Raw genomic sequence first — 23,338 nt, 5'->3', positions numbered from 1 at the left:
GCGCCTGAGCGCCTCGGGCGCTCGCCTCAGCGCCCGCCGTCCGCGCCGCCGTCACCGCCATCCGGGCCGGCACCGCCCACATCGCTGTCACCCAGGTGGCCATCGTCGCCGCTGCGCGCCTGGCGTCGCTTGGGCTCGCCCAGCGCCACCGACTCGTCTGGCCGGCGGCTCTGGACCTTGGCCGCCTGGCCGTTGTCGCCGTGCAGCCATACGTCCATCTGGTTGAAGGCGACACGAATGCCATGCTCGCGGAACAGCCGGTCGAGCTCGCGGTTGATCTCGTCGCTGGCGTATAGCCGGTCGAGCAGGTCGTTGACGAAGATACGCAGCTCGAAGTTGAACGCGGTCGGCCCGTAGCTGATACAGAACACCTGCGGCTCGGGGTCCTTGAGCACCCGACGATTGCCTTCGGCGGCCTGACGCAGCAGCCGATGCACCGTATCCAGGTCCGAGCCGTGGGCGACCCCATAGGTCAGCACTACCCGGGTGACGTTGTCCGACAGCGACCAGTTGATCAGTTGATCGGTGACGAAGGTCTTGTTGGGGATGATGATCTCCTTGCGGTCGAAGTCGGTCACCGTGGTGGCGCGGATGCGGATCCGGCTGACCGAGCCGTGCAGCTGCCCCAGGGTGATGGTGTCGCCGATCCGCATCGGACGTTCGAACAGGATGATCAGGCCAGAGATGAAATTGGCGAAGATCTCCTGCAGACCGAAGCCGAGACCCACACCGAGTGCCGCCACCAGCCACTGCAGCTTGTCCCACGACACCCCGAGGGTCCCCAGCGCCGCGACCACCCCGGAGCCGACGATGGTATAGGAGAGCAGCGAGGAGATGGCATAGGCGCTGCCCTGCTTGAGGCTCAGCCGCGACAGCACCATCACCTCGAGCAGGCCCGGCAGGTTGCGCGCCATCATCATGGTCAGCGCCAGGGTGATCAGGGCGATGATCACATCGGCGAAGGTGATCGGGTCGACCGTCATCGCCTCACCCTGGCCATGCTGGATCTCCCACACCCGCACGTGGTCGAGGTAGGAGAACACCTCGAGCAGATCCGACCAGATCAGGTAGAAAGCGAAGGTGAAACCGATGAACAGGATCAGCTTGGAGAGTCGCAGCGACTGCTGATTGACCTGCTCCATGTCCAGCGGCGGCTCCTCGACCACCTCGAGGCCCCCCTCGGCGCCCTCCTGAATCTGTGCCCGCCGCCGCGCCACCGCACGCCGATAGGCCAGCCGCCGCTGCGCCACCGCCAGCCCGCGCACCACGGTCGCCTCGACCAGAATCCACAGCCCGAAGAGGTAGAGCGAGTTGATGAAGCGCCCGATCAGGCGCAGCGCCGCGTACTCGTAGCCGAGCGCGATCATCCCGGCCAGGATCAGCGGCACCAGTGCCAGACCCAATCCCAGCAGCAGACGGAACAGTTTGAGTCCGAAATAGGGCACGTGGGCCAGGATCAGGCGCACCAGGATCGCGCTCATCGCCAGTAGCCCGGCGAGCAGCAGCAATAGCGACAGCGGCCTGCTCGACAGCTCGGCCTGACTCCCCGGCGAGATTCCGCTGATCAGGATCACCGGGATCAGCGAGAAGCCCAGCCACAGCAGCAGCCCGCGCAGCCGCGCCACATAGCCCGAAGACCAGTGGAAGTGACGCGTGGCGACACCATCGGCGACCAGCAGCCGGCGCGCCCAGCCGAGCACACCCCAGGCCAGCGCCAGCTGCAGCAGCGTGCTGCCCAGGCGTTCGGCGAAATCGTCCCCGCCGAGACGCAGCAGACCGCCCACCGCCGCCAGCAGCAGCGGGCCGTGAGCCGCCAGCAGGGCGTTATAGAAGATTGCCCGCGGGGTGTGCATCTGGGTGTCACGCTTGAGCCGCCCGATCTGCTCGTGGAGGTTGAGCAGACGCACCTTGATGCGCCGGCGCAGCAGCAACAGCACGCCGGTGATCAGGATCACCGGGATCACCCCCAGGGCGCGCAGGTCGGGCACCTGCCACAGGCTCATCAGGGCCTGCTGCCACTCGCCCCGGCTCACTTGGTGCGCCATATCGACGGGCATGTCACGCCACCAGGAGAGCGTCAGCGGACGCGCACTGGCGACCCAGAACAGCTGCTCTTCGATGATCGCGCGCAGCGAGGTGGTGATACTCGCCAGCTGCTCCTGATTGAGCTGCAGATCGATCGCCACGGTGAGCAGGTTGCCGTACTCGGCATCGAGCTGCTCGAGGATCTCGCTGCGCGAGCGGAACAGCTTGACCAGCGCATCGACCAGCGACGGCGTCACCGTGATACCGGCATCCTCCAGGCTCTTCTTGGCCAGCACTTCCGGCTGGCGCAGTGCATCGCGCTGGTCGACGAGATCGAACTGGCTCAGCCGGGCCTGGGCGATCTCTCCCTGCAGCCCGCTCAGAGTGTCCAGCTCGGGCAGCGCGTGGCGCTGCTCGTTGAGAATGCGCGAGAGCAAGGGACTGCCGCGAATCGCCTCGATCTGCTCGTTGAGGGTGCGCCGCACCTGGCGTACACGGTCGAGCTGCGAACGCACGTCGATCGCCCGTCGAATCAGCTGGTTGGTACGGTCGGTCACCGTCAGCAGGCGATCACTGAGGTCGCGGTTGGCCGCCTGGATCTCACTCAGCACCGGGTGTTCGGCAATGGTACTGGCGTCCTCCTCGCTGACATCCGCCACCGCCTGCTCGGATTGTGCGCGGCGGGCACGATCGAGCGCCGCCTGCAGCGCGTCGAGACGCGCCTCCTGCACCGCCACCTGGCGCGCCAGCAGATCACGACGCAGCACGTCGAGTTCACGCAGCTGGGTATTGTTGGCCAGTTCGCGACGGTGGTACTCGGTCTGCAATTCGGCCAGCGCCAGTGCCAGCTGGTAGCGCGCCTGGGCGGGGTCGAAGGCGGCGTCCTGATCGTCGCTGCGGGTCTGCACCTTGCCCCTTGCCTGCTCGGCCCGATCCATCGCTTCGGCCATCGCCGACTGCGCGCGTTCGGGCAGCGTCTCGGCACTGATCAAGCGGGCATTGACCGTGGCCAGCTGGTTCTGCAGCGTCTCCAACTGGTCGAGCGCATCGGTGGTACGCTCGGCCAGCGAATCCACCGACAGCTTGTCGAGGGCAGCGGCATCCGGCGGCCGATCCTCGCTCAACGCAGAGAGTTGGCGCTGGAGCTCACGCCGCTGCTGCGGCGCCTGACGCACGTTGCGCTCCAGCGTTTCGAGATCCTTACGCGTCGCTTCCAACCCATCGAGTGCCTGCAGCGCCGCGCGCAGCTGCTCCAGATCGGCCTTCTGCTGCTCACTCGGGGTCTCGATCTGCTTGAGCTTGTCGAGTTCCGTCTCGAGTTGCTGCCGCGACGGTAGATTGTCCGGCTGCTGCGCCAGCGCGACCGCGCTGACCAGCAATAGGCAAACTGCCAACAGCGTGCGCATGATAAGCTGCGCAGCGCCAGGGGCAGCGCGCCTGGCGAGTGACCCGAGCGGGTGATCCGACATGCCAACTCCTTGTAAACACCGTCCCCCGGGGAAACGTCCCTGGAATCGTCGGGGCGATTTTCCAGGGTTTCAGTGCCGATCGCCAGCACCACTCGCCAGGCTAACCCGCTTGGCTCTATCATCAGGCCCGGGCGACGCACCGCATGCATATGAGCGCATCGCCCCGGCTCGACGTCGCCATCCTGCCTCAGAGGCAAGGGCTGCCGGCGTTACGACGACCCACGAAGCGCCTCGGCAGCCGCCGCGATCCGCCTTCGCGACCAGGACTCTATCGACAGGACAGTCTCATGACGCCAATCCGCTCACTCTCCTTTTCAAGCCTCATGGTCATGAGCACGCTGACGGCACCGCTGGCGCTGGCCCAGACCACCGAGGCCACGTCTGACCCGGTCCAGCAGGCGAGCGAGAAGGCTGAGGTTCGCCGGGATCTGGAAGCGGAAACGGCCGACAACCCGCTGGCGATTACCGCCTATCGGCGCAACTACGTCATGCCGTGGACCTACAACACCAACCCGGACGAGGCCGACTTCCGCGAGATCTCCACCGACGGCGGCGTCGATCACTCCGAAGTGAAGTTCCAGCTCAGTTTCAAGGTCAAGCTGCTCGACGACATCCTCGGCCGCAATGGTGATCTCTACTTCGCCTATACCCAGCGCAGTTGGTGGCAGGCCTACAATTCCGAGGCCTCCTCGCCGTTCCGCGAAACCAACTACGAGCCGGAAGCCTTCATGAGCTTCGACAACAGCTGGACCGTGCTCGGCTGGACCAACACCATCAACCGGATCGGCTTCGCTCACCAGTCAAACGGACGCTCCGACCCGCTGTCACGCAGTTGGAACCGCCTCTATGCGGAGACGATCTTCCAGCGTGGCGACTGGGCCTTCAGCGTGGCGCCCCACTGGCGCATTCCCGAGAAGGATCGCGACGATGACAACCCCGATCTCGAGGACTACATCGGCTATGGCGATATCACCCTGGTGCGCGCGATCGGCGATCAGGAAGTGTCGCTGATGCTGCGCGGCAACCCGGGCCAGGCCCACTACGGCGGCCAGCTCGACTACTCCTTCCCGCTGTTCGGCAAGGTCCGCGGCTATGTGCAGTACTACCGCGGCTACGGCGAGAGCCTGATCGACTACGACAACGACGTGCAGCGTTTCGGGCTGGGCTTCAGCATCAACACCTTCCTCGCCGGGATCCCCGGCACGCGTTGATGCCTGACGCCGGGCTGACTATGCTGACTGCTGTTCGTCAGCACTCTGCCAATCGACTGTCAAAGGAAGACAACCATGACCATGCAACCCACCGGCGGCCAGCACCCGGAACGCGAGCGCGAAGCCTCAACCGCACAGCTCAAGGAAGATCTGCGTCATCTGTCGCAGACGGTCGAGGAGCTGATCCACGCCACCGCGGATGATTCGCGCAGCAACATCGCCGAACTGCGCGAGCGTGCCCAGCAGCGCCTGCAGGACACCCGCGAGCGACTCGAAGCGCGCGGCGAAGCGCTCTACGACAGCGCGCGCGAACAGATCGACGCCACCGATCGCTATGTGCGTGACAACCCGTGGACCAGCATCGGTATCGGTGCGGCTGCCGGCGTGGTACTGGGGCTGCTGCTGGGGCGGCGCTGATGGCGGGGCCTGCCGAAAATGTGATCGGTGCGGCGCGGCGGCTGATTGCCAACCTGATCGACACCGGTGAGACGCGCCTGCGTCTCGCCGTGGTCGAGTGGGAAGCCGAGCGTGAGCGGCTGCTCACGCTGCTGCTGCTGGCCGGCGCAGGCTTGATCATGCTCTCCTTCGCCGTCGGCATGCTGCTGCTGCTGATCGTGGTGGTGTACTGGGAGGAGAATCGCCTGCAGGTGATCGCGATCTGTGCCGGTGCCCTGTTCGTGATCGCCGCCGGTCTGATCCTCGCTGCCCGCCGCGTGGCCCGCCGGCGCAAGCTGATGGCGGCGACGCTGCGCCACCTCGACCACGACCGCCAGGCACTGAGGCCGGATCATGAGTGAACGCAGCCACCGTCAGCGAATCGAAGCGCTCGAGCACGAGATTCTGCAGCAGCGTCTGGAGATGACCGCCGCCATGCGCGAGTGGCGCGATGCCACCGCCCCGATCGATAGCGCCTGGGAGAAACTGATGAGCTGGCGGGTGCCGCTGATGGCGGCCGGCAGCCTGTTCGCCCTGCGTGGCGCGCGCAAGCCTCGCGCGACCGGCCGCCTGCTCCGGCGCGCACTGACCGGATTGATGATGTACAACCGCGGCAAGGCCCTCTACCGCGCTACCCGCGGGCGTCGGCGCTGAGCCGCGACCCGTCTCCAGGTTACGCGACACGCGCACGGCCGCCCTCATCGGCGGCCGTCGCCTCTCTTATACGCCCCCTCTTATACGCTCCTCTTATACGCTCCTCTTATATTCTCCCAGGATTTACACGGCCTGACCGCAGGCCACACCCGACGCCCACGCCCACTGGAAGTTGAAGCCACCCAGCTGGCCGGTGACATCCAGCACCTCACCAATGAAGCGCAGCTGCGGCAACCCCTCGACGGCAAAGGTCTTGGAAGAGACGGCGCCGGTATCGACACCGCCCAGCGTGACCTCTGCCGTGCGCCAGCCCTCGGTACCGGCGGGCTTGAACTGCCACCGCGTCAGCGCCTCAGCTAGAGCCTCGATCTGGGCATTGGAGAGATCCGCCAGCGGCGTATCCGGCCACCCCTGCCACTCGCCCAGCGCCTGGGCCAGACGACGCGGCAAGTGCTCGCCCAGCCAGCCAGCGAGACGCTTGCGCGGTGCTTCACGCCGGCCCTGGCGCAAGGCCTCTGCCACCTCGAGCTGCGGCAGCCAGTCGATGGTCAGCGCCATGCCCGGCTCCCAGTGACTGGAGGCCTGCAGCATGGCCGGCCCGGAGAGCCCGCGATGGGTGAACAGCAGCGGCTCGCGGTAGTGGCCATCGCCGCAGCTCACCGCCACCGGACAGGAGAGCCCGGATAGCGCCGCGAGCGCCGTCTTCCACTGCGAGGTCACGGTGAACGGCACCAGCGCCGCCCGGGTTGCGGTCACCTCCAAACCGAACTGGCGCGCCAGCTCGTAGCCGAAACCACTTGCGCCCAGGGTCGGGATCGACAGCCCACCGCTGGCGACCACCACGGCACCGGCGTCGAGCGTGCCGGCAGAGCTCCTCAGGCGCATGCCCTCCCCCAGACGCTCGACCCGCTCGACCGTGGTCGACAGCGACACCTCGACCCCGGCCCAGGCGCACTCGGTGAGCAGCATCTCGACGATCGCCTTGGCAGAATCGGCGCAGAACAGCTGCCCCGGCGCCTTCTCGACATACTCGATGCCGTGACGTTCGACCAGCTCGACGAAATGCTGCGGGGTATAGCGCTTGAGCGCCGAGATCGCGAAGTGCGGGTTGCGCGAGAAGAAGTGGCGGGGCGCGGTGGCCAGATTGGTGAAATTGCAGCGCCCGCCGCCGGACATCAGGATCTTCTTGCCCGCCTTGTTGGCGTGGTCGATGACCCGAACTCGCTGCCCGCGATAGCCCGCGGTGAGTGCGCACATCAGCCCGGCGGCACCGGCACCGATCACGATGACGTCATAGGATGAGGGCATGGTCTGGCGGCTCCCGGCGGCGTTGAGTGGGCGCGCATTCTAACAGGGAAACACCGCTTCGCCCGGCGGCGGTGGCGAATCGGCAGGCGGCTTAGCGCTGCCTCCTTGGGATTGCCCCGTCGATCCGCGGCAGCAAACGCCAAGGCAAGGCCTAGCGCGTCATGAATCTGCAACTACACTGAGAATGCGACGCTCTCGCCCGCGATTCATCCACTTCGATTAAGGAAGATCCATGAGCAGACACTATCGAGACGACGCCCGTCACTACTATCGTGAGGCCAAGCAGCGTGGACGTGCCGGCGTGCAGCGTGCGCGTCAGCGCGCCGATGACATGGGCCAGGATCTGATGGAGCACGCCGAAGAGGCATGGCGGGACACCGACGACTACGTTCACCGCAATGCCTGGAGCGGGATTGGCGTCGCCGCCCTGGCCGGCTTCGCGATCGGCTTCTTTGTCGGCCGTCGGTGAGCCACTGCGGCCCGGTGGCACCAGCCACCGGGCCGCGACCGTGTCGACCCCACAGCGAGCTGCCGAGGTCTATTACTCTTGCCATAGCCGGCCTTGGTCGTCCGAAGGCCTTGGTCGTCTGAGCTAGTGAAGCGGGCGTAAAGCAAGTGCGCCATCCCCCACCTCACGAGCACTCAAGCACCGTTGGAGATTGACTGAAGCTCTGCAAGCAGAAGCTGGCGCAGCCTTCGCATCTCGGCGACATCGCAGGCGTCTGGCCATAGCCACCAATGTCGGCCGTCGAGAGACAGCCCGCATACCCAAGGCGCCACTCGTAGCGGACGGCAGTGCACGCCGTGCCAAGAGTGTGCATCCTGGGAGCTTTCCCAGTACCTCAGCCCACCCTCCTCACGACAGCGTAGATAGCGTAACCGTGGCTGGCGCAGCCATTCCCAGACGAGCCCCGCCAATCCGACAACCCCCAGACAAGACGCCACGTCCGGGCCGAGAAAGTACGCAGCAAACAGCGTCAGCGCCACGACCCACCCGGCGCCGAGTGCCAGCGCCAGCCTAGAGCGCCTGACGCCGATCGCGGTCAGTGTTCTCGGCATGCTCGACGATCATCTGCACGATGCGCCGCAGTTCCGGGTCGCTGGGCCACTCGCGACGCATCAGCCAGACGAACAGGTCCTGGTCCTCCTCGGCGATCAGCTCGCGATAGCGGGCCTGATCCTCAGCGCTCAGCGCGTCATAGCGCGCTTCGAGAAACGGCACCAGCAGAAGATCGAGTTCCCACATGCCGCGACGCGAGTGCCAGTAGAGGCGCTTGCGCGCAATGTCTTCATCGTTATCGGCCACGAACGCTCCTCACTACTGAAATGGTCCGCCACTCGGGGACGCCAGACCGCAATGCGCCATGTCGCCCCAGGTTAGCGGGTTCGGGCGCCATTATAGCCGAGCCACCGCGCGCCCACTATGAGCGCCGCCGACCGGCCGTAGCGGGGTTAGCGCGGATAGCGGCCGAGCCCTGTCCGCCGCGTGCTCCGTGGCATTTGCACCAACGTCCTCGGCGCACGCTTTTTGCCGCGCGTAATGCGTTGTTTTATCGAAACTTGCGCAGTATGCTGAAGCGACAATAATAGAGGTCGGATGCCCTTCGGGGCAGCGTCCGTCACCGCCGGGCAGACGGCTCACGGAGAGTGTCGATGACCAAGTCTGAATTGATCGAACAGATTGCTTCTCGCCGACCCGAACTATCGGCCAAGGAGGTCGAGGCGGCGGTGCGCGTCATACTCGACGATATCACCCATGCGCTGGCCGAAGGTGGGCGCGTGGAGATTCGCGGCTTCGGCAGTTTCTCGCTTCACTTTCGCGAACCGCGAACCGGGCGCAACCCCAAGACCGGCGATCCCGTCGATCTCGACGGTAAGTATGTCCCGCATTTCAAGCCGGGCAAGGAGTTGCGCGAGCAGGTCAATGCCAGCCGGGCGCTGGGCTATTGATCGGTCAGTCACCGCGCCGTGACGCCACTATCCGCCGGTCCGGCGGAAGTGTCATTTCGGCTCGTCATTGGAAATCACTATGCGCTGGTTCAAAGGCGTCTTTCTCGCCATCGTTCTGATCATCGTGCTGCTGCTCGGCATTCTCTTCGCCGTCAACAACCAGCAGCCGCTACCGCTGGATCTGATCTGGGTCGAGCTACCCCCCGCATCGCTCTCGCTATGGCTGTTGGTGGCCCTGGCCTGCGGCGTGATTCTCGGCATGCTGGCAATGACCGGTATGTACCTTCGCCTGCGCACACTGCTGACCCGAGCCCAGCGTCACAATCAGCAACAGCGCAAGGAACTCGATCGTCTGCGCACGCAGGAGTTCAAGGAAAGCACCTGACATGGCGAACGTTCTGCTACTGGCGTTGCTGGTGGCAGCCATCGCCATTGGCTGGTGGCTGGGACGCTGGGAGGGCAGCCGTCAACGCACGCAGCGCGCCCCTCCCTCTCATCCGCTACCCCGCGACTACTTCGTGGGGCTCAACTATCTGCTCAACGAGCAGCCCGACCGGGCCATCGAGACCTTTACCCAGGCCCTCGAGGTCAACAGCGACACGGTCGAAACGCATATCGCCCTGGGCAATCTCTACCGCTCCCGGGGCGAAGCCGACCGCGCCGTGCGCATCCACCAGAATCTGCTCGCCCGCCCGGCGCTGACAAGCGCCCAGAGCGGCCAGGTCCAATTGGAACTCTCCCGCGATTTTCTCAACCTGGGGCTGCTCGATCGCGCCGAGCGGCTGCTGCTCTCGCTCCATAAGGCCAACGTCGATGACGAACAGAAACTCGCCGCCAAGCGTCTGCTGGTGGATCTGTTCCAGCGTGAGAAAGAGTGGAGCCAGGCGCTAGAGATCGCCCAGCCTCAACTGGTACGCCAGGACCCCGATATGCGCCGCGCCGCCGCCCACTGGCTTTGCGAGCTGGCGCTTGAGCACCGTCGCAACGCCAGTCCGTCGCTGGCGCGCAAGGCGCTACGTCAGGCGCTGCACATCGACGAATCCTGTGTGCGCACCAATTGGATTCTGGGCCAGCTGGAGTGGGATATCGGCCAGTATCGCAGCGCGATCCGCTACTGGCAGCGCGTGCCCGAACAGGACCCGAGCTTCACCACGCTGGTGCTGGAACCGCTACGCGATGCCTATCGCCTGCTGGACGACGCTGACGGCTGGTGGCAGTTCCTCGAGCAGCTGCTGCAGCGCTCGCCACCCACCAGCGTGGTGATCATGGCCGCCGACGCCCTGCACCAGCGTCAGGGAGCGGAGATCGCCTGCGCCTTTGTCAGCGACCAACTGCGCGACCATCCCAGCCTGCGCGGTGTCGACTATCTGATGGATCTCTATCTGGCTGACAGCGACCCCGGCGAGCGCGACCGCCTGGAGCTACTCAAGCAGCACACCCATCAGCTGCTCAGCGTCCGCCCGCGTTACCGCTGCCAGCGCTGCGGCTTTGCCGCCGAGCAGCTCAACTGGCAGTGCCCCAGCTGCCACAGCTGGGGCACCAGCAAACCGATCACCGGCCTCGAGGGCGAATGATCAGCCTACCTCCAGCGCGCGCTCGATCTCGGCCAGCGCCGCCATCGGCTCGGCCGCCTGGGTCACCGCGCGGCCGATCACCAGATGCGTGCTGCCCGCCGCCATGGCCGCCTCAGGCGTCATGACCCGGCGTTGATCCCCCGACGCCGCGTTGGCCGGGCGAATCCCCGGGGTGACCTTGAGAAACCCCTCACCACAGATCGCACGCAGTCGCTCGCTCTCGCGTGCCGAGCACACCACGCCATCTAGCCCGCTCTGCTGGGTCAGCCGCGCCAGGCGCTCGACCTGGCTCATGGCGTCCCCCGCCACGCCGATCTCTTGGAGTTCGTCATCTGCCATGCTGGTGAGCACGGTCACCGCGATCAGACGCGTGACGTGCCCGCGCTGACGCAGCCGCTCGGCACTCGCCTCCATCATCCGCCGCCCGCCGGAAGCGTGGACATTGACCATCCAGACGCCCTGATCCGCCGCCGCCTCGACCGCACCGGCCACGGTGTTGGGGATGTCATGAAACTTGAGATCCAGAAACACCTCGAAGCCGCGCCGGTGCATGGCCTCGATGGCCTGAGGCCCGACCCGAGTGAACAACTCCTTGCCGATTTTGACCCGACAGCGCGCCGGATCGAGCGTATCGGCCAGCGCCGTGGCCGAGGCCAGATCCGAGTAGTCCAGGGCGATGATGAGCGGCGACTGCGTAGCGGCCATGGGCGGCATCTCCGGCATGATGAATTCGCGCCGGAGTATACCGGAGTTGCCACCGCGCTGCCGCGGCGCGGCGGCCATTCGAGGGTGACACAAGTCGTAGGCGATGACGTACGTAGATCGAGGGCGAATTCGACGTCAAGGGACTCGCACCAATGTCGATAGCCTCTATGAGGGCTGGCCGAGCAGCCGCCCCACCACGCCGGCACGCCAGCGGTGCTGACCGGCAAGCCTCGTCGTACCGACGAGATCGACACCAATAGGAGATCGACATGAAAAAGCTGTTCGGTATCGCCCTGCTGTCGCTGTTCATGGCCGCCAGCCTGCCGGCGCTCGCCGATCCGGTGAACATCAACCAGGCAGATGCCGAGACCCTGGCCACGCTACCGGGGATCGGCGAGGTCAAGGCCCAGGCGATCGTCGAGGACCGCAAGGCCAACGGCAAGTACGAATCGCTCGACGAGCTCACCCGCGTCAGCGGCATCGGCGAGGCCACCATCGCCAAGCTCAAGGACGACGCCACCCTCTGAGTCCCGCCGGCAGGTCCGGTCGATCACCGCCAGGGAGTGGCGGTGCTTGCATTTCTCCCCGGTCGTCTCCATCTGAGGAAAATCGGTTTTCCCGGGAGACACCATGCCTCTTCTGCTCGCGCTGTTCCTGCTGGCGGACGTCATCGTCCTATTCACGCTGGGAGCCAAGCTCGGGCTGGCGCTGACCCTGATCTGGATCGTGCTCAGTGCCGCCTTTGGCCTGCACCTGATTCGACGTGAGAGCCTGCTCACCCTGCAGCGCGCCCGCGAACGTCTGGCGCTCGGCGAGCTGCCCTCGGACGAACTGCTGGCTGGCGCCACCTTCGTGCTGGCTGGCGTGCTGCTGATGGCGCCAGGCTTCCTGTCCGACCTGCTGGGACTGATCTGTCTATTGCCGGGCAGCGGCCAGCTGGCACGCCGCTGGTTTCCCCGCGCGACAGTCGGTGGCGCAGGCAGCGGTGGCCGTTCCCAAGGCGCCAGCCACAGCGAGTGGGAGCCGGCGCCGCGTGCTGCCGACAACGCCTCCAGCGATCATGACACATCCGCAGGGCGGCCGTTGGAAGGCGACTTTCTCGAACGCGACGGCCGCGACGGTGACTCGCGCTGAGCGCGACCGTGGCGTGAGATTTCTTCGACGAATAGGGATAAAAAATTTGTGACATGCCCTTGAAAGCGTCTGGCTCGACCCAATCAAGGCAGCAGCGATAGCTTTAGGCCATCAGGCCCATTAACCGGAAGGCGCAAGCCTTCTCCCGCTGAGCCGGGCTCATCGGGAACGTGCATTTGCAACATGCAACCATCAGGAGAACGTGAGCAATGAAAATCCGTCCCTTGCACGATCGCGTCATCGTACGTCGCACAGAAGAAGAGCAGAAAACTGCCGGCGGCATCGTGCTTCCGGGCAACGCCCAGGAGAAGCCGACCCGCGGTGAGATCCTCGCCGTCGGCAACGGCCGCATCCTCGACAACGGCGAAGTTCGCGCCCTGGACGTCAAGGTCGGCGATACCGTCATCTTCAAGGAAGGCTTCGGCGTCGAGAAGCAGAAGGTCGACGGCGAAGAAGTTCTGATCATGAGCGAGAGCGACATCCTGGCCGTCGTCGAAGGCTGATCGATCGCTCGACTCGCTGATTCATCACGTTTCCACGCATAGCATTTAGGAAGATCGGACAATGGCAGCTAAACAAGTCAAGTTCTCTGATGATGCCCGCAAGCGCATGGTTCGCGGCGTCAACGTTCTCGCCGACGCCGTCAAGGCCACGCTGGGCCCGAAAGGCCGCAACGTCGTGCTCGAGAAATCCTTCGGCGCACCGACCGTCACCAAGGACGGTGTTTCCGTCGCCAAAGAGATCGAGCTGAAGGACCGTTTCGAGAACATGGGCGCGCAGATGGTCAAGGAAGTCGCTTCCAAGACCTCCGACGCCGCCGGTGACGGCACCACCACCGCTACCGTTCTGGCCCAGTCGATCGTCAACGAAGGTCTCAAGGGTGTTGCCGCTGGCATGAACCCGATGGATCTGAAGCGCGGCATCGACAAGGCCGTCGCCGAAGCCGTCAAGCACATCCAGTCGCTCTCCGTGCCCTGCACCGACGCCAAGGCGATCGCTCAGGTCGGCACCATCTCCGCCAACGGCGACGCGCGCATCGGTGAGATCATCGCCGAAGCGATGGAGAAGGTCGGCAAGGAAGGCGTCATCACCGTCGACGAAGGTCGCGGTTTCGAAGACGAGCTGGAAGTGGTCGAAGGCATGCAGTTCGATCGCGGCTACCTCTCGCCCTACTTCGTCACCAACCAGGAAACCATGGCGGTCGAGCTCGAAGACCCCTACCTGCTGCTGGTGGACAAGAAGGTCTCCAACATCCGTGAACTGCTGCCGGTGCTGGAATCCGTCGCCAAGGCTGGCAAGCCGCTGGTGATCATCGCCGAAGACATCGAAGGCGAAGCGCTGGCCACACTGGTGGTCAACAACATGCGCGGCATCGTCAAGGTCGCGGCAGCCAAGGCACCGGGCTTCGGCGACCGCCGCAAGGCCATGCTGCAGGACATCGCCATCCTGACCGGCGGTACCGTGATCTCCGAAGAGGTCGGTCTGAACCTCGAGCAGGCCAACCTGGATCACCTGGGCAGCGCCAAGCGCGTCACCATGTCCAAGGAAAACACCACCATCATCGATGGTGCCGGCGTCGAATCCGACATCGAAGCTCGTGTCAGCCAGATCCGCGCGCAGATCGAGGAAACCTCCTCTGACTACGACCGCGAGAAGCTGCAGGAGCGCGTCGCCAAGCTGGCTGGCGGTGTTGCCGTCATCCGCGTCGGTGCTGCCACCGAGTTCGAGATGAAAGAGAAGAAGGCCCGCGTCGAAGACGCCCTGCACTCCACTCGTGCAGCGGTCGAGGAAGGCGTCGTGCCTGGCGGTGGTACCGCCCTGGTCCGCGTGCTGACCATGGTCAATGGCCTGACCGGCGACAACGAAGACCAGACCCACGGCATCGCCATCGCGCTGCGTGCCATGGAGTCTCCGCTGCGCCAGATCGTCACCAACGCTGGTGAAGAGGCGTCGGTCATCATCAACCGCGTCAAGGATGGCGAAGGCAACTTCGGCTACAACGCGCAGACCGGTGAGTACGGCGACCTGTTCGAGATGGGCGTCCTCGACCCGGCCAAGGTGACCCGCACCGCGCTGCAGTCCGCCGCTTCCGTGGGTGGCCTGATGATCACCACCGAAGCGATGATCGCCGAGGATCCGGAAGAGAAAGCCGCCGGTGGCGGCGCGCCGGACATGGGCGGCATGGGTGGCATGGGCGGCATGATGTAAGCCTCCCCCGCCATCGCCTGAGACTTTCAGGTATCATGGAAAGCCCCGCCACTGGCGGGGCTTTTTTTGGTTCAGGGTCTTGGGTTCAGCGCGCGTTCCGCGATGCTGCCGCTCCCGCCGTCTCGTTTCAGGAGCCTTCTCGCATGCTCGAGCGTATTCGTATCGTCCTCGTCCAGACCTATCACCCCGGCAATATCGGCGCCAGCGCGCGGGCGATGAAGACCATGGGCCTGAGCGACCTGGTACTGGTGGCGCCGCGCCAGTTCCCCGACCCCGAAGCGAGCCGCCTGGCGGCCGGCGCCCTCGATCTGGTCGAGAACTGCCGGGTGGTCGACTCGCTGGAAGAGGCGGTGGCCGACTGCGTGCAGGTGATCGGCGCCAGCGCGCGCCTGCGCAGCCTGCCGCTACCCTGCTACCACGCCCCGGATGCCATGCTCGAGGCGGCCTGGCAGCGCCTTCCCGATGGCCCGGTGGCCGTGGTCTTCGGGCGCGAGCGCTCCGGGCTCACCAACGACGAGATCGGCCACTGCACGCATCAGCTCAACATCCCCGCTAACCCCGAGTACGGCGTACTCAACCTCTCCCAGGCGGTCCAGATCGTCGCCTACGAGGCGTTCCGTCAGGCCAGTCGCACCGCCGTCGCCGAAACGCCAGCATCGCGAGAAGCGATCTACCCGACGCTTGCGCAGCTCGAGCACTTCCATGCGCACCTGCATCGCGCGCTCGATAGCGCCGGCTTCCTCAACCAGCCCCACGCCAAGACCGAAGCGCACCTGCGCGCCCTGTTCGCCCGCGCCGAGCCCAGCCGCAAGGAGCTCTCGATTCTGCGCGGCGTGCTCAATGCGCTCGAACGCCACGATTGACGGCAGGCTTTGACACGGACACTCAAGCCATAGAGAATGGTAATCACTCTCATCAATAGAGTGATGGTGAACCATGCATTCAGAGCGCTCCCGACTCCACTACACCTGCGTCTTTCTGCTGGTCTCCTTTCAGGCCGTGCGCCAATCGCTACCCGCCGCCACCCCCTCGGCGACGCCGTGCTGGCTGGACGCCGAGATGCTGAAGATGCTGCTGCGCGAGCTCAAGCGCTGTCGCGAAGAGGCTTCCCCCTTCCCGCCGGTGCACGCCTCGCTGGATGTCGCTACCTACCACTGCGGCCTGCTGATGGCGCAGTGCCCGGCAGCACTGGATCCCTCGCTCTGCAGCTATCATCTGGATGCCATCACCCAACCGCTCAAGCAGGCCATCGCTGAGCTCTCCGGCCACCACGCTGCGACCGCGGGCACGACACAGAGCGGACGAGGCTGGCGCGGCTGGCTGAAGCGTTAAGCGCTCGTACCCAATCCTGTGACGATTTTCCAAAGCCTTTGATGAAGGGCGCCGGGGGGGGCAGGGCAAAGCGAGGGTCCTTTGCCAGGGATGGCAAAGGTAGCGCCCAGGGAGGGGTTCACAGCGCCCTCGCGACACCCTGCCGCCGGAGGAGCCCACTATCGTCTACCGGCTTTTTGAAAGGCGTTCGTCGTCGCACGCGGAGAGGCGCCATCACCGCCCCACCGATCAGCGAGTGACAGACATAAAAAAACAGCGCCCGAAGGCGCTGTTTTTAATGGGAAGACCGAATCCGAAGGATCAGTCCTGGCCCATCTGCTGCTTGATCAGATCACCGATGGTGGTCGGACCGTTGGTCTCGACTTCCTGATCGCGCAGTTTGGTCATGTTGCGACGCGTGTCGACCTGATCCTTGGCCTTGATCGACAGGTTGATGGCGCGGCTCTTGCGATCGACGTTGACGATCTTGGCTTCGACGCTATCACCTTCGTTCAGCACGTTGCGCGCATCTTCGACGCGGTCGGCGCTGATCTCGGAGGCCTTGAGGACACCGATGACATCGGTGGCCAGTTCGACGTGAGCTTCCTTGGCATCGACTTCGATGATGCGGCCGGTGACCACGGAGCCCTTGTCGTTGACAGCCAGGAACTCGGAAACCGGATCGGTCTCGAGCTGCTTGATGCCCAGCGAGATGCGCTCACGCTCCGGATCGATCGAGAGGATGACGGCTTCCGCTTCGTCGCCCTTCTTGAACTGACGTACCGCTTCTTCGCCAGCTTCGCTCCAGGAGATGTCGGAGAGGTGCACCAGACCGTCGATGCCGCCTTCCAGACCGATGAAGATACCGAAGTCGGTGATCGACTTGATGGTACCGGCAACGCGGTCGCCCTTGTTGTAGCGCGCGTTGAAGTCTTCCCACGGGTTGGTGGTGCACTGTTTGATACCCAGGGAGATACGACGACGCTCTTCGTCGATGTCGAGAACCATGACTTCGACGTCGTCACCGACCTGAACCACCTTGGACGGATGGATGTTCTTGTTGGTCCAGTCCATTTCGGAGACGTGAACCAGACCTTCGACACCCTCTTCCAGCTCGGCGAAGCAGCCGTAGTCGGTGAGGTTGGTGACGCGGGCGTTGACCTTGGTGCCTTCCGGGTAGCGGTCGACGATGTTGACCCAGGGGTCTTCGCCCAGCTGCTTCAGGCCCAGCGATACACGGTTGCGCTCGCGGTCGAATTTGAGCACCTTGACATTGATCTCGTCGCCGACGGCCACGATCTCGCTCGGGTGCTTGATGCGCTTCCACGCCATGTCGGTGATGTGCAGCAGGCCGTCGACGCCACCGAGGTCGACGAAAGCGCCGTAGTCGGTGAGATTCTTGACGATACCGTTGATCTGCTGGCCTTCCTGCAGCGTGGCGAGCAGCGCTTCACGCTCGGCGCTGTTCTCGGCTTCGAGCACGGCACGGCGAGAGACGACGACGTTGTTGCGCTTCGGATCGAGCTTGATGACCTTGAAGTCCAGCTCTTTGTGCTCCAGGTGCGCAGTGTCGCGAACCGGACGCACGTCGACCAGCGAACCCGGCAGGAACGCACGGATCGAGGAGACGTCGACGGTAAAGCCGCCCTTGACCTTGCCGTTGATCACGCCCTTGACGATTTCGTCTTTCTCGAAGGCCGCTTCCAGTTCTTTCCACGCTTCGGCGCGCTTGGCCTTCTCGCGCGACAGACGGGTTTCACCGAAACCGTCTTCAACGGCTTCCAGTGCGACCTTGACTTCGTCACCGACCGCGATGGTCATCTCACCGTTGTCGTCGCGGAACTGCGCCGCGGGGATCTGACCCTCGGACTTCAGACCGGCGTTGACGGTGATCCAGTCGCCTTCGATGTCGACCACGGTTGCCATGACGATGGCACCGGGCTCCATGTTGATGTCCTGGAGAGATTGTTCGAACAGTTCAGCAAAGCTTTCGCTCATGTGATTCCTACGTGATCAACGTTGATGGCGGGCGGGCCGCCTTCCTCCGTACCACCAGCGAGTACGGGCCTTATCGACATATCCCTGGGGATGTTGGCGCTGGTTCGACCTGCCGCGACTTGACTGTCGATGTCGCCGCACGTCTTCACATCTTGCCAGGGGCCCCGGGAGCGGAAGTGTGTCGTCATTCCACCGACGGGCGCACGACTCGAGAAGCTCTCAGGTCAGGCCGCGCTCGGCCAGCAGTGTTTCGATACGCTCCACGACTTCCGGTATATCCAGCTGCGTGGTGTCCAGCTCGACGGCATCTGCGGCCGGTTTGAGCGGGGCTACCGCACGCTGCATATCACGCGCATCGCGCGCTTGGATTTCTTCCAAAAGGGTCGCGAGTCTAGCATCTTCACCGGCCTCGCGCAATTGGCGCAGGCGACGCTGGGCGCGTTCCTCGGCCGAGGCGGTAAGATAGATCTTCAGCGGCGCGTCGGTGAACACCACGGTGCCCATGTCGCGACCGTCGGCGACCAGCCCGGGCGCCTGGCGAAAGTCGCGCTGACGCTGCAGTAGCGCTTCACGCACCGGCGGCAATGCGGCTACCTGGGAAGCGGCGTTGCCCACTTCTTCGCGGCGGATCGCCCGGGTCACGTCATCGCCCTCGAGCAGGATACGCGCCGCACCGTCCTCCACCGCAAAGACCACGTCCAGCCGCTGGGCCTGGCGGGTCAGCCGCTCGACATCGTCCAGCGCCATCTCCTTGCGCAGCGCCGCCAGTGCGGTGAGCCGGTAGAGAGCACCGGAATCGAGCAGATGCCAACCCAGGCGTTCGGCGATCATGCGGCTGATGGTGCCCTTGCCGGCGCCACCGGGGCCATCGATGGTGAGGACAGGCGCGGTCTGACTCATGCCTCCACCTCCTCGAGGGTGAGTCCCACCCGCTCGGCCAGCGCCACGAAGCCGGGAAAAGAGGTCGCCACGTTGGCACAGTCGTCGATCTCGATCGGCGCGCTGGCGCGCAGCGCGGCCACGGTGAAGGCCATGGCGATACGGTGATCACCGAGGCTGTCGACCCGGCCGCCACCATAGTTGGCGCTTTCGCCGCCCTTGCCGACGATGTCGATGCCATCCTCGAACACCGTGGCCTCGACGCCCAGGATCGCCAGGCCATCGGCCATCGCCTGAATGCGATCGGACTCCTTGACCCGCAGCTCTTCGGCGCCGCGCAGCCGCGTCGTACCCTCGGCGTTGGCCGCGGCGACGAACAGCGCCGGGAATTCATCGATCGCCAACGGCACCTGGTCGACCGGGATGTCGATCCCCTTGAGCGGCGCATAGCGGATATGCAGGTCGGCCACCGGCTCGCCGCCTACCTCACGCGGATTCTCCAGCCGCAGATCGGCGCCCATCAGCTTGAGAATGTTAATCACCCCGATGCGGGTCGGGTTGACGCCGACATGCTCGAGCACCAGGTCGGCCCCCGGCGTGATCGCGGCGGCGACCAGGAAGAAGGTCGCCGAGGAGATGTCCGATGGCACGTCGATCGGCGCGCTGGTCAGCTTGCCGCCGCCGCTCAGGCGCGCCACGTCGCCCTCGCGGGTCACCGCATAGCCGAAACCATTGAGCATGCGCTCGGTATGGTCGCGGGTCGGCGCCGGCTCGCGCACGCGGGTCTCGCCCTCGGCGTAGAGCCCCGCCAGCAGCAGGCAGGATTTGACCTGGGCGCTGGCCATCGGCATGTCGTAGTCGATGCCCTTGAGCGGCTGACCGCCATGGATCTTCAGCGGCGGACGCCCGCCCTCGGCGGTGTCGATACGTGCACCCATCAGCCGCAGCGGATCGGCGACACGCGCCATGGGGCGCTTGGTCAGCGAGGCGTCACCGGTGAGCTCGGTGTCGAAGGCCTGCCCGGCGAGCAGCCCGGCGAACAGCCGCATGGCGGTGCCGGAGTTGCCCACGTAGAGCGGGCCGGCGGGCGGTTTGAGCCCGTGCAGACCGACCCCATGGATGGTCACACGGCCCTGATGCGGCCCTTCGATCGCCACGCCCATGTCACGGAACGCCTGCAGCGTCGCCAGGCTGTCCTCGCCTTCGAGAAAGCCCTTGACCTCGGTCACCCCGTCGGCCAGAGCGCCGAGCATGATCGAGCGGTGGGAGATGGACTTGTCGCCGGGCACGCGGATACGCCCGCTGACCGATCCGCCGGGCGAGACCCGATACTGCACCTGTCGTGATTCCATGGCTTGATAACTCGTCTGATTCAACAGCGTTTGGAAATAGTGTCGCGCGTGGCTGGCCCGGTCGAAGGTGCCCAGCATGGCATCGCTGTCACCCTGCTCGACCGCGCGACGCAGTCGCGCCAGCCCGCTCTCGAAGTCGTCCAGCGCGCCGAGCAGCGCGTCGCGGTTGGCGGTGAAGATGTCGCGCCACATCACCGGATCGCTGCCGGCGATGCGGGTGAAGTCGCGAAAGCCGCCGGCGGCGTAGCGGAAGATCTCCAGCCGCTCGTCCTGGCGCGCCAGGGTATCGACCAGCGAAAAGGCGAGCAGATGCGGCAGGTGGCTGGTACGCGCCAGCACCTGATCGTGGCGCGCCACCGGCATCTCCAGCACCTGGGCGCCGCACAGCTCCCACAGGTCGCGCACCGCCTGCACCGCCGCCGGATCGGTCTCCGCTTCCGGGGTCAGGATCACCTTGTGATGACGATAGAGCGAGGGGTTGGCGGCGGCGACCCCGCTCTTCTCCGAACCGGCGATGGGGTGACCGGGGACGAAGCGCGCAGGCAGCGTGCCGAAGACCCGCCTTGCGGCGTCGCACACTGCGCGCTTGGTGCTGCCGACATCGGTGACGATACGCGACCCCAGCACCGGGGCCAGCGCTTCGAACACCGCCGGCATTGCCAGCACCGGCACCGCCAGCACCACGATATCGGCACGCTCGACCAGCGGCGTCAGCGCACTGCCGCCGTCGTCGATCACCCCCATGGCCAGCCCGGTGGCGATCTCGTCGCCATTGCGGTCGCAGCCCAGCAGCGTGCCCCGATAACCCGCCGCCTTGAGCGCGGCGGCCAGCGAGCCGCCGATCATGCCCAGCCCGACGATGAGCAGCGTGGGCGCGGTCTCTGCCGACATCCTAGAGCACACCCACCGGGTAGGAGCCGAGCACCTTCATGTCGGAGGCGTGCTGCTTCACCGACTCCAGCACGCCGGCGACAGCCGGGTCGTCGACATGCCCCTTGAAGTCGATGAAGAAGACATAGGTCCAGACGCCATTACGCGACGGCCGCGTCTCCAACCGGGTGAGATCGATGGCATGGCGATGGAAAGGTTCGAGCAGACCGTGTAGCACCCCGGGCTGGTTGCGCATGGCGACCACGATAGAGGTCTTGTCCTGGCCCGAGGGAGGCACCGACTCGTTGCCGATGATCAGGAAACGCGTGGAGTTGTCCGGGCGATCCTCGATCTTCTCGGCGACATGATCGAGACCGTAGAGCTGGGCGGCCATGTCGCCGGCGATCGCCGCGCTGTGCCACTCGGTCTTGACCAGCCTTGCGGCCTCGGCGTTGGACGAGACCGCCACCCGCTCGGCGTGGGGATAGTGCGCGTCGAGCCACTTGCGACACTGGGCGAACGACTGCGGATGCGAGTAGATCCGCGAGATCTTGTCCTGGCGCGTGATATTGGAGACCAGCAGGTGGTGATGAATCCGCAGCACCACCTCGCCGCTGATGTGCAGGCCGGAGTCCATGAACGAGTCGAGGGTGTTGTTGACCACGCCCTCGGTGGAGTTCTCCACCGGCACCACCCCGTAGTTGACCGCGCCCGCCTCGACCTCGCGAAACACCTCATCGATCGCCGCCATCGGCAGGCTGATCGCGCTATGGCCGAAGTGCTTGAGCGCCGCCTGCTGGGTAAAAGTACCCTCCGGCCCCAGATAAGCGACCTTGATCGGCTTCTCCAGCGCCAGGCAGGCAGACATGATCTCGCGGAACAGCCGCGCCATCTCTTCGCCGTTGAGAGGCCCGGGATTACGCTCCATCACCCGGCGCAGCACCTGGGCCTCACGCTCGGGGCGGTAGAACACGGCATCGGGGTCGTCGGCGGTCTTGACCTGAGCGACCTGGGCGGCGCACTCGGCGCGCTCGCTGATCAGGCGCAGAAGCTCGCTGTCGATGCTGTCGATACGCTGGCGCAGGGACGCGAGATCCAGCGGCTTGTCGGTGTTGTCAGTCATGGGCATGTCCTGGCTGCATGCGGCCTCGTCTCAGCCGCGGCGACGTTCGAAATCGGCCATGAAGGTGATCAGCGCCTGCACGTCGGCCTCGCTGACGGCATTGTAAAGGCTCGCGCGCATGCCGCCGACGCTGCGATGCCCCTTGAGATTGAGCAACCCCTCGGCTTCGGCATCCGCGAGGAAGTCGCCGTTGAGCGACGCGTCCGCCAGCGTGAACGGCACGTTCATCAGCGAGCGGTTGGCCGGCGCGATCGGGTTGGCGTAGAAGTCGCTGGCGTCGATCGCCGCGTAGAGCGCCTCGCTCTTGCGCCGGTTGATCGCTTCCATCTCGGCGACGCCGCCGATGTCGTTCTTGAGCCACTCGAACACCAGGCCGGCGAGATACCAGGCGTAGGTCGGCGGCGTGTTGATCATCGAGTCGTTGTCGGCGTAGACCTTCCAGCCGAGCAGCGAGGGCGCCGAGGGCCGCGCCCGCTCGAGCAGGTCCTCGCGCACGATGACCACGGTGATGCCGGCGGGGCCGATGTTCTTCTGCGCCCCGGCGTAGATCACCCCGAAGCGGCTCACGTCCAGCGGCGTGGAGAGGATCGACGACGACATGTCGCAGACCAGCGGCACGTCGGCCTCGAGTTCGGGGATGTAATCGAAGGCCAGCCCGCCGATGGTCTCGTTGTGGCAGTAGTGCAGGTAGGCGGCATCCGCGGAGAGCGCGATGTCACCCTGGCGCGGCACCTGCACGTAGCCACTCTCGCGGCTCGAAGCGGCAATGTGCGAGGCGGCCAGATGATCCGCCTCCTTGATCGCCTTGCTCGACCAGATGCCGGTGTCGAGATAGTTGGGTGTCCCGCCCTGCCCGAGCAGATTGAGCGGCACGCAGGCGAACTGCAGGGTGGCACCGCCCTGCATGAACAGCACCCGGTAGTTGTCGGGGATCGCGAGCAGATCACGCAGATCGCGCTCGGCCTTGGCCGCGATCGCCTCGAAGGTCGGGCTGCGGTGACTCATCTCCATCACCGACAGACCCTGCCCCTGGTAGTCGAGCATCTCGGCGCGGGCGCGCTCCAGCACCGCCGTCGGCATGGCCGCCGGACCGGCACAGAAATTGTGCAGACGTGTCATTCTCGGAATTCCC

The 23,338-nt window shown here is 65.3% G+C and carries 24 protein-coding genes; 14 read left to right on the top strand and 10 right to left on the bottom strand.

Annotated elements, in window-relative coordinates; translation table 11 throughout:
- Nucleotides 1-26 precede the first annotated feature (26 nt).
- Nucleotides 27-3,494: a mechanosensitive channel MscK gene (mscK, locus tag J0A90_RS11395; RefSeq protein WP_207037383.1), complete on the bottom strand. Its 3,468-nt coding sequence runs from the start codon at nt 3,492-3,494 to the stop codon at nt 27-29.
- 287 nt (nt 3,495-3,781) lie between these two features.
- Between mscK and J0A90_RS11390 the strand changes: the two genes are divergently transcribed.
- From J0A90_RS11390 to J0A90_RS11375, 4 genes are all read left to right on the top strand, one after another.
- Nucleotides 3,782-4,705, top strand: coding sequence for a phospholipase A (locus J0A90_RS11390; protein ID WP_207037382.1), 924 nt, complete (start codon nt 3,782-3,784; stop codon nt 4,703-4,705).
- Between the two features lie 75 nt (nt 4,706-4,780).
- Entirely contained in the window at nt 4,781-5,122 is a 342-nt protein-coding gene (locus J0A90_RS11385; RefSeq protein WP_035473675.1) for a YqjD family protein, read from the top strand.
- A complete protein-coding gene (locus tag J0A90_RS11380) occupies nt 5,122-5,502 on the top strand; it encodes a phage holin family protein (RefSeq protein WP_233076715.1) in 381 nt (126 codons plus the stop codon). Before J0A90_RS11385 ends, J0A90_RS11380 begins: the two co-directional genes overlap by 1 nt.
- Complete coding sequence (locus tag J0A90_RS11375) at nt 5,495-5,794, top strand: YqjK-like family protein (RefSeq protein ID WP_207037381.1); 300 nt, start codon at nt 5,495-5,497, stop codon at nt 5,792-5,794. Before J0A90_RS11380 ends, J0A90_RS11375 begins: the two co-directional genes overlap by 8 nt.
- Nucleotides 5,795-5,917: 123 nt before the next feature.
- Here the strand turns inward: J0A90_RS11375 and J0A90_RS11370 are convergent, their stop codons facing one another.
- Nucleotides 5,918-7,102, bottom strand: coding sequence for an NAD(P)/FAD-dependent oxidoreductase (locus J0A90_RS11370; RefSeq protein WP_207037380.1), 1,185 nt, complete (start codon nt 7,100-7,102; stop codon nt 5,918-5,920).
- A 232-nt stretch (nt 7,103-7,334) separates the two neighbouring features.
- On the opposite strand from J0A90_RS11370, the gene J0A90_RS11365 reads away from it, so the two are divergent.
- Complete coding sequence (locus tag J0A90_RS11365; protein ID WP_051895978.1) at nt 7,335-7,571, top strand: YqjD family protein; 237 nt, start codon at nt 7,335-7,337, stop codon at nt 7,569-7,571.
- A 173-nt stretch (nt 7,572-7,744) separates the two neighbouring features.
- Here the strand turns inward: J0A90_RS11365 and J0A90_RS18755 are convergent, their stop codons facing one another.
- Together J0A90_RS18755 and J0A90_RS11360 are read right to left on the bottom strand one after the other, a co-directional pair.
- Nucleotides 7,745-8,161 carry a protein YgfX gene (locus tag J0A90_RS18755; protein WP_353057320.1) on the bottom strand — a complete coding sequence of 139 codons (417 nt, stop codon included), beginning with the start codon at nt 8,159-8,161 and terminating at the stop codon, nt 7,745-7,747.
- Nucleotides 8,121-8,408: a succinate dehydrogenase assembly factor 2 gene (locus J0A90_RS11360; RefSeq protein WP_035473687.1), complete on the bottom strand. Its 288-nt coding sequence runs from the start codon at nt 8,406-8,408 to the stop codon at nt 8,121-8,123. Before J0A90_RS11360 ends, J0A90_RS18755 begins: the two co-directional genes overlap by 41 nt.
- A gap of 341 nt (nt 8,409-8,749) precedes the next feature.
- Between J0A90_RS11360 and J0A90_RS11355 the strand changes: the two genes are divergently transcribed.
- From J0A90_RS11355 to lapB, 3 genes are all read left to right on the top strand, one after another.
- Nucleotides 8,750-9,052, top strand: a complete 303-nt coding sequence (locus tag J0A90_RS11355) for an integration host factor subunit beta (protein WP_370635775.1) — start codon at nt 8,750-8,752, stop codon at nt 9,050-9,052.
- 79 nt (nt 9,053-9,131) lie between these two features.
- On the top strand, nt 9,132-9,437 hold the full coding sequence (locus J0A90_RS11350) for a lipopolysaccharide assembly LapA domain-containing protein (RefSeq protein WP_207037379.1): 306 nt from the start codon (nt 9,132-9,134) through the stop codon (nt 9,435-9,437).
- 1 nt (nt 9,438) lies between these two features.
- Nucleotides 9,439-10,626, top strand: a complete 1,188-nt coding sequence (lapB, locus tag J0A90_RS11345) for a lipopolysaccharide assembly protein LapB (protein ID WP_207037378.1) — start codon at nt 9,439-9,441, stop codon at nt 10,624-10,626.
- Here the strand turns inward: lapB and pyrF are convergent, their stop codons facing one another.
- A complete protein-coding gene (gene pyrF / locus J0A90_RS11340) occupies nt 10,627-11,331 on the bottom strand; it encodes an orotidine-5'-phosphate decarboxylase (RefSeq protein WP_207037377.1) in 705 nt (234 codons plus the stop codon).
- 269 nt (nt 11,332-11,600) lie between these two features.
- On the opposite strand from pyrF, the gene J0A90_RS11335 reads away from it, so the two are divergent.
- The 6 genes from J0A90_RS11335 (at nt 11,601) to J0A90_RS11310 (ending at nt 16,005) form a co-directional block, all read left to right on the top strand.
- Nucleotides 11,601-11,858: a ComEA family DNA-binding protein gene (locus tag J0A90_RS11335; RefSeq protein ID WP_207037376.1), complete on the top strand. Its 258-nt coding sequence runs from the start codon at nt 11,601-11,603 to the stop codon at nt 11,856-11,858.
- A gap of 103 nt (nt 11,859-11,961) precedes the next feature.
- A complete protein-coding gene (locus tag J0A90_RS11330; protein ID WP_207037375.1) occupies nt 11,962-12,465 on the top strand; it encodes an FxsA family protein in 504 nt (167 codons plus the stop codon).
- 209 nt (nt 12,466-12,674) lie between these two features.
- Nucleotides 12,675-12,968, top strand: coding sequence for a co-chaperone GroES (locus tag J0A90_RS11325; RefSeq protein WP_035473701.1), 294 nt, complete (start codon nt 12,675-12,677; stop codon nt 12,966-12,968).
- A 61-nt stretch (nt 12,969-13,029) separates the two neighbouring features.
- On the top strand, nt 13,030-14,673 hold the full coding sequence (gene groL, locus J0A90_RS11320) for a chaperonin GroEL (protein WP_035473704.1): 1,644 nt from the start codon (nt 13,030-13,032) through the stop codon (nt 14,671-14,673).
- Between the two features lie 143 nt (nt 14,674-14,816).
- Complete coding sequence (locus J0A90_RS11315) at nt 14,817-15,536, top strand: RNA methyltransferase (RefSeq protein WP_207037374.1); 720 nt, start codon at nt 14,817-14,819, stop codon at nt 15,534-15,536.
- A gap of 73 nt (nt 15,537-15,609) precedes the next feature.
- Nucleotides 15,610-16,005 (top strand): hypothetical protein, encoded by a 396-nt coding sequence (locus J0A90_RS11310; RefSeq protein ID WP_207037373.1) that lies wholly within the window; start codon nt 15,610-15,612, stop codon nt 16,003-16,005.
- Nucleotides 16,006-16,305: 300 nt separating this feature from the next.
- Here J0A90_RS11310 and rpsA read toward each other — a convergent pair whose 3' ends face one another.
- From rpsA to serC, 5 genes are all read right to left on the bottom strand, one after another.
- Nucleotides 16,306-17,982, bottom strand: coding sequence for a 30S ribosomal protein S1 (rpsA, locus tag J0A90_RS11305; RefSeq protein WP_207037372.1), 1,677 nt, complete (start codon nt 17,980-17,982; stop codon nt 16,306-16,308).
- A gap of 219 nt (nt 17,983-18,201) precedes the next feature.
- Nucleotides 18,202-18,882: a (d)CMP kinase gene (gene cmk / locus J0A90_RS11300; protein WP_035473715.1), complete on the bottom strand. Its 681-nt coding sequence runs from the start codon at nt 18,880-18,882 to the stop codon at nt 18,202-18,204.
- On the bottom strand, nt 18,879-21,104 hold the full coding sequence (locus J0A90_RS11295) for a bifunctional prephenate dehydrogenase/3-phosphoshikimate 1-carboxyvinyltransferase (protein ID WP_207037371.1): 2,226 nt from the start codon (nt 21,102-21,104) through the stop codon (nt 18,879-18,881). The genes cmk and J0A90_RS11295 overlap by 4 nt, the downstream gene beginning before the upstream one ends.
- Before the next feature lies 1 nt (nt 21,105).
- Complete coding sequence (gene pheA / locus J0A90_RS11290; protein ID WP_035473721.1) at nt 21,106-22,206, bottom strand: prephenate dehydratase; 1,101 nt, start codon at nt 22,204-22,206, stop codon at nt 21,106-21,108.
- 30 nt (nt 22,207-22,236) lie between these two features.
- Complete coding sequence (serC, locus tag J0A90_RS11285) at nt 22,237-23,325, bottom strand: 3-phosphoserine/phosphohydroxythreonine transaminase (RefSeq protein WP_207037370.1); 1,089 nt, start codon at nt 23,323-23,325, stop codon at nt 22,237-22,239.
- Nucleotides 23,326-23,338 lie beyond the last annotated feature (13 nt).

The sequence above is a fragment of the Salinicola sp. DM10 genome (assembly GCF_017306975.2).
GTDB lineage: Bacteria > Pseudomonadota > Gammaproteobacteria > Pseudomonadales > Halomonadaceae > Salinicola.
The sequence above is the reverse complement of the archived record's forward strand: the minus strand, read 5'-3'. Positions and strand labels throughout refer to the sequence as shown.

Bases quoted from the DNA above. Each gene is read 5' to 3' on its own strand.
- pheA (WP_035473721.1), bottom strand. From the start codon at position 22,206: ATGACTGACAACACCGACAAGCCGCTGGATCTCGCGTCCCTGCGCCAG.
- J0A90_RS11365 (WP_051895978.1), top strand. From the start codon at position 7,335: ATGAGCAGACACTATCGAGACGACGCCCGTCACTACTATCGTGAGGCC.
- J0A90_RS11370 (WP_207037380.1), bottom strand. From the start codon at position 7,102: ATGCCCTCATCCTATGACGTCATCGTGATCGGTGCCGGTGCCGCCGGG.
- lapB (WP_207037378.1), top strand. From the start codon at position 9,439: ATGGCGAACGTTCTGCTACTGGCGTTGCTGGTGGCAGCCATCGCCATT.
- J0A90_RS11310 (WP_207037373.1), top strand. From the start codon at position 15,610: ATGCATTCAGAGCGCTCCCGACTCCACTACACCTGCGTCTTTCTGCTG.
- pyrF (WP_207037377.1), bottom strand. From the start codon at position 11,331: ATGGCCGCTACGCAGTCGCCGCTCATCATCGCCCTGGACTACTCGGAT.
- J0A90_RS11380 (WP_233076715.1), top strand. From the start codon at position 5,122: ATGGCGGGGCCTGCCGAAAATGTGATCGGTGCGGCGCGGCGGCTGATT.
- J0A90_RS11330 (WP_207037375.1), top strand. From the start codon at position 11,962: ATGCCTCTTCTGCTCGCGCTGTTCCTGCTGGCGGACGTCATCGTCCTA.
- J0A90_RS11325 (WP_035473701.1), top strand. From the start codon at position 12,675: ATGAAAATCCGTCCCTTGCACGATCGCGTCATCGTACGTCGCACAGAA.
- J0A90_RS11350 (WP_207037379.1), top strand. From the start codon at position 9,132: ATGCGCTGGTTCAAAGGCGTCTTTCTCGCCATCGTTCTGATCATCGTG.
- groL (WP_035473704.1), top strand. From the start codon at position 13,030: ATGGCAGCTAAACAAGTCAAGTTCTCTGATGATGCCCGCAAGCGCATG.
- J0A90_RS11390 (WP_207037382.1), top strand. From the start codon at position 3,782: ATGACGCCAATCCGCTCACTCTCCTTTTCAAGCCTCATGGTCATGAGC.
- J0A90_RS18755 (WP_353057320.1), bottom strand. From the start codon at position 8,161: ATGCCGAGAACACTGACCGCGATCGGCGTCAGGCGCTCTAGGCTGGCG.
- J0A90_RS11375 (WP_207037381.1), top strand. From the start codon at position 5,495: ATGAGTGAACGCAGCCACCGTCAGCGAATCGAAGCGCTCGAGCACGAG.
- J0A90_RS11385 (WP_035473675.1), top strand. From the start codon at position 4,781: ATGACCATGCAACCCACCGGCGGCCAGCACCCGGAACGCGAGCGCGAA.
- cmk (WP_035473715.1), bottom strand. From the start codon at position 18,882: ATGAGTCAGACCGCGCCTGTCCTCACCATCGATGGCCCCGGTGGCGCC.
- rpsA (WP_207037372.1), bottom strand. From the start codon at position 17,982: ATGAGCGAAAGCTTTGCTGAACTGTTCGAACAATCTCTCCAGGACATC.
- J0A90_RS11315 (WP_207037374.1), top strand. From the start codon at position 14,817: ATGCTCGAGCGTATTCGTATCGTCCTCGTCCAGACCTATCACCCCGGC.
- serC (WP_207037370.1), bottom strand. From the start codon at position 23,325: ATGACACGTCTGCACAATTTCTGTGCCGGTCCGGCGGCCATGCCGACG.
- J0A90_RS11295 (WP_207037371.1), bottom strand. From the start codon at position 21,104: ATGTCGGCAGAGACCGCGCCCACGCTGCTCATCGTCGGGCTGGGCATG.
- mscK (WP_207037383.1), bottom strand. From the start codon at position 3,494: ATGTCGGATCACCCGCTCGGGTCACTCGCCAGGCGCGCTGCCCCTGGC.
- J0A90_RS11335 (WP_207037376.1), top strand. From the start codon at position 11,601: ATGAAAAAGCTGTTCGGTATCGCCCTGCTGTCGCTGTTCATGGCCGCC.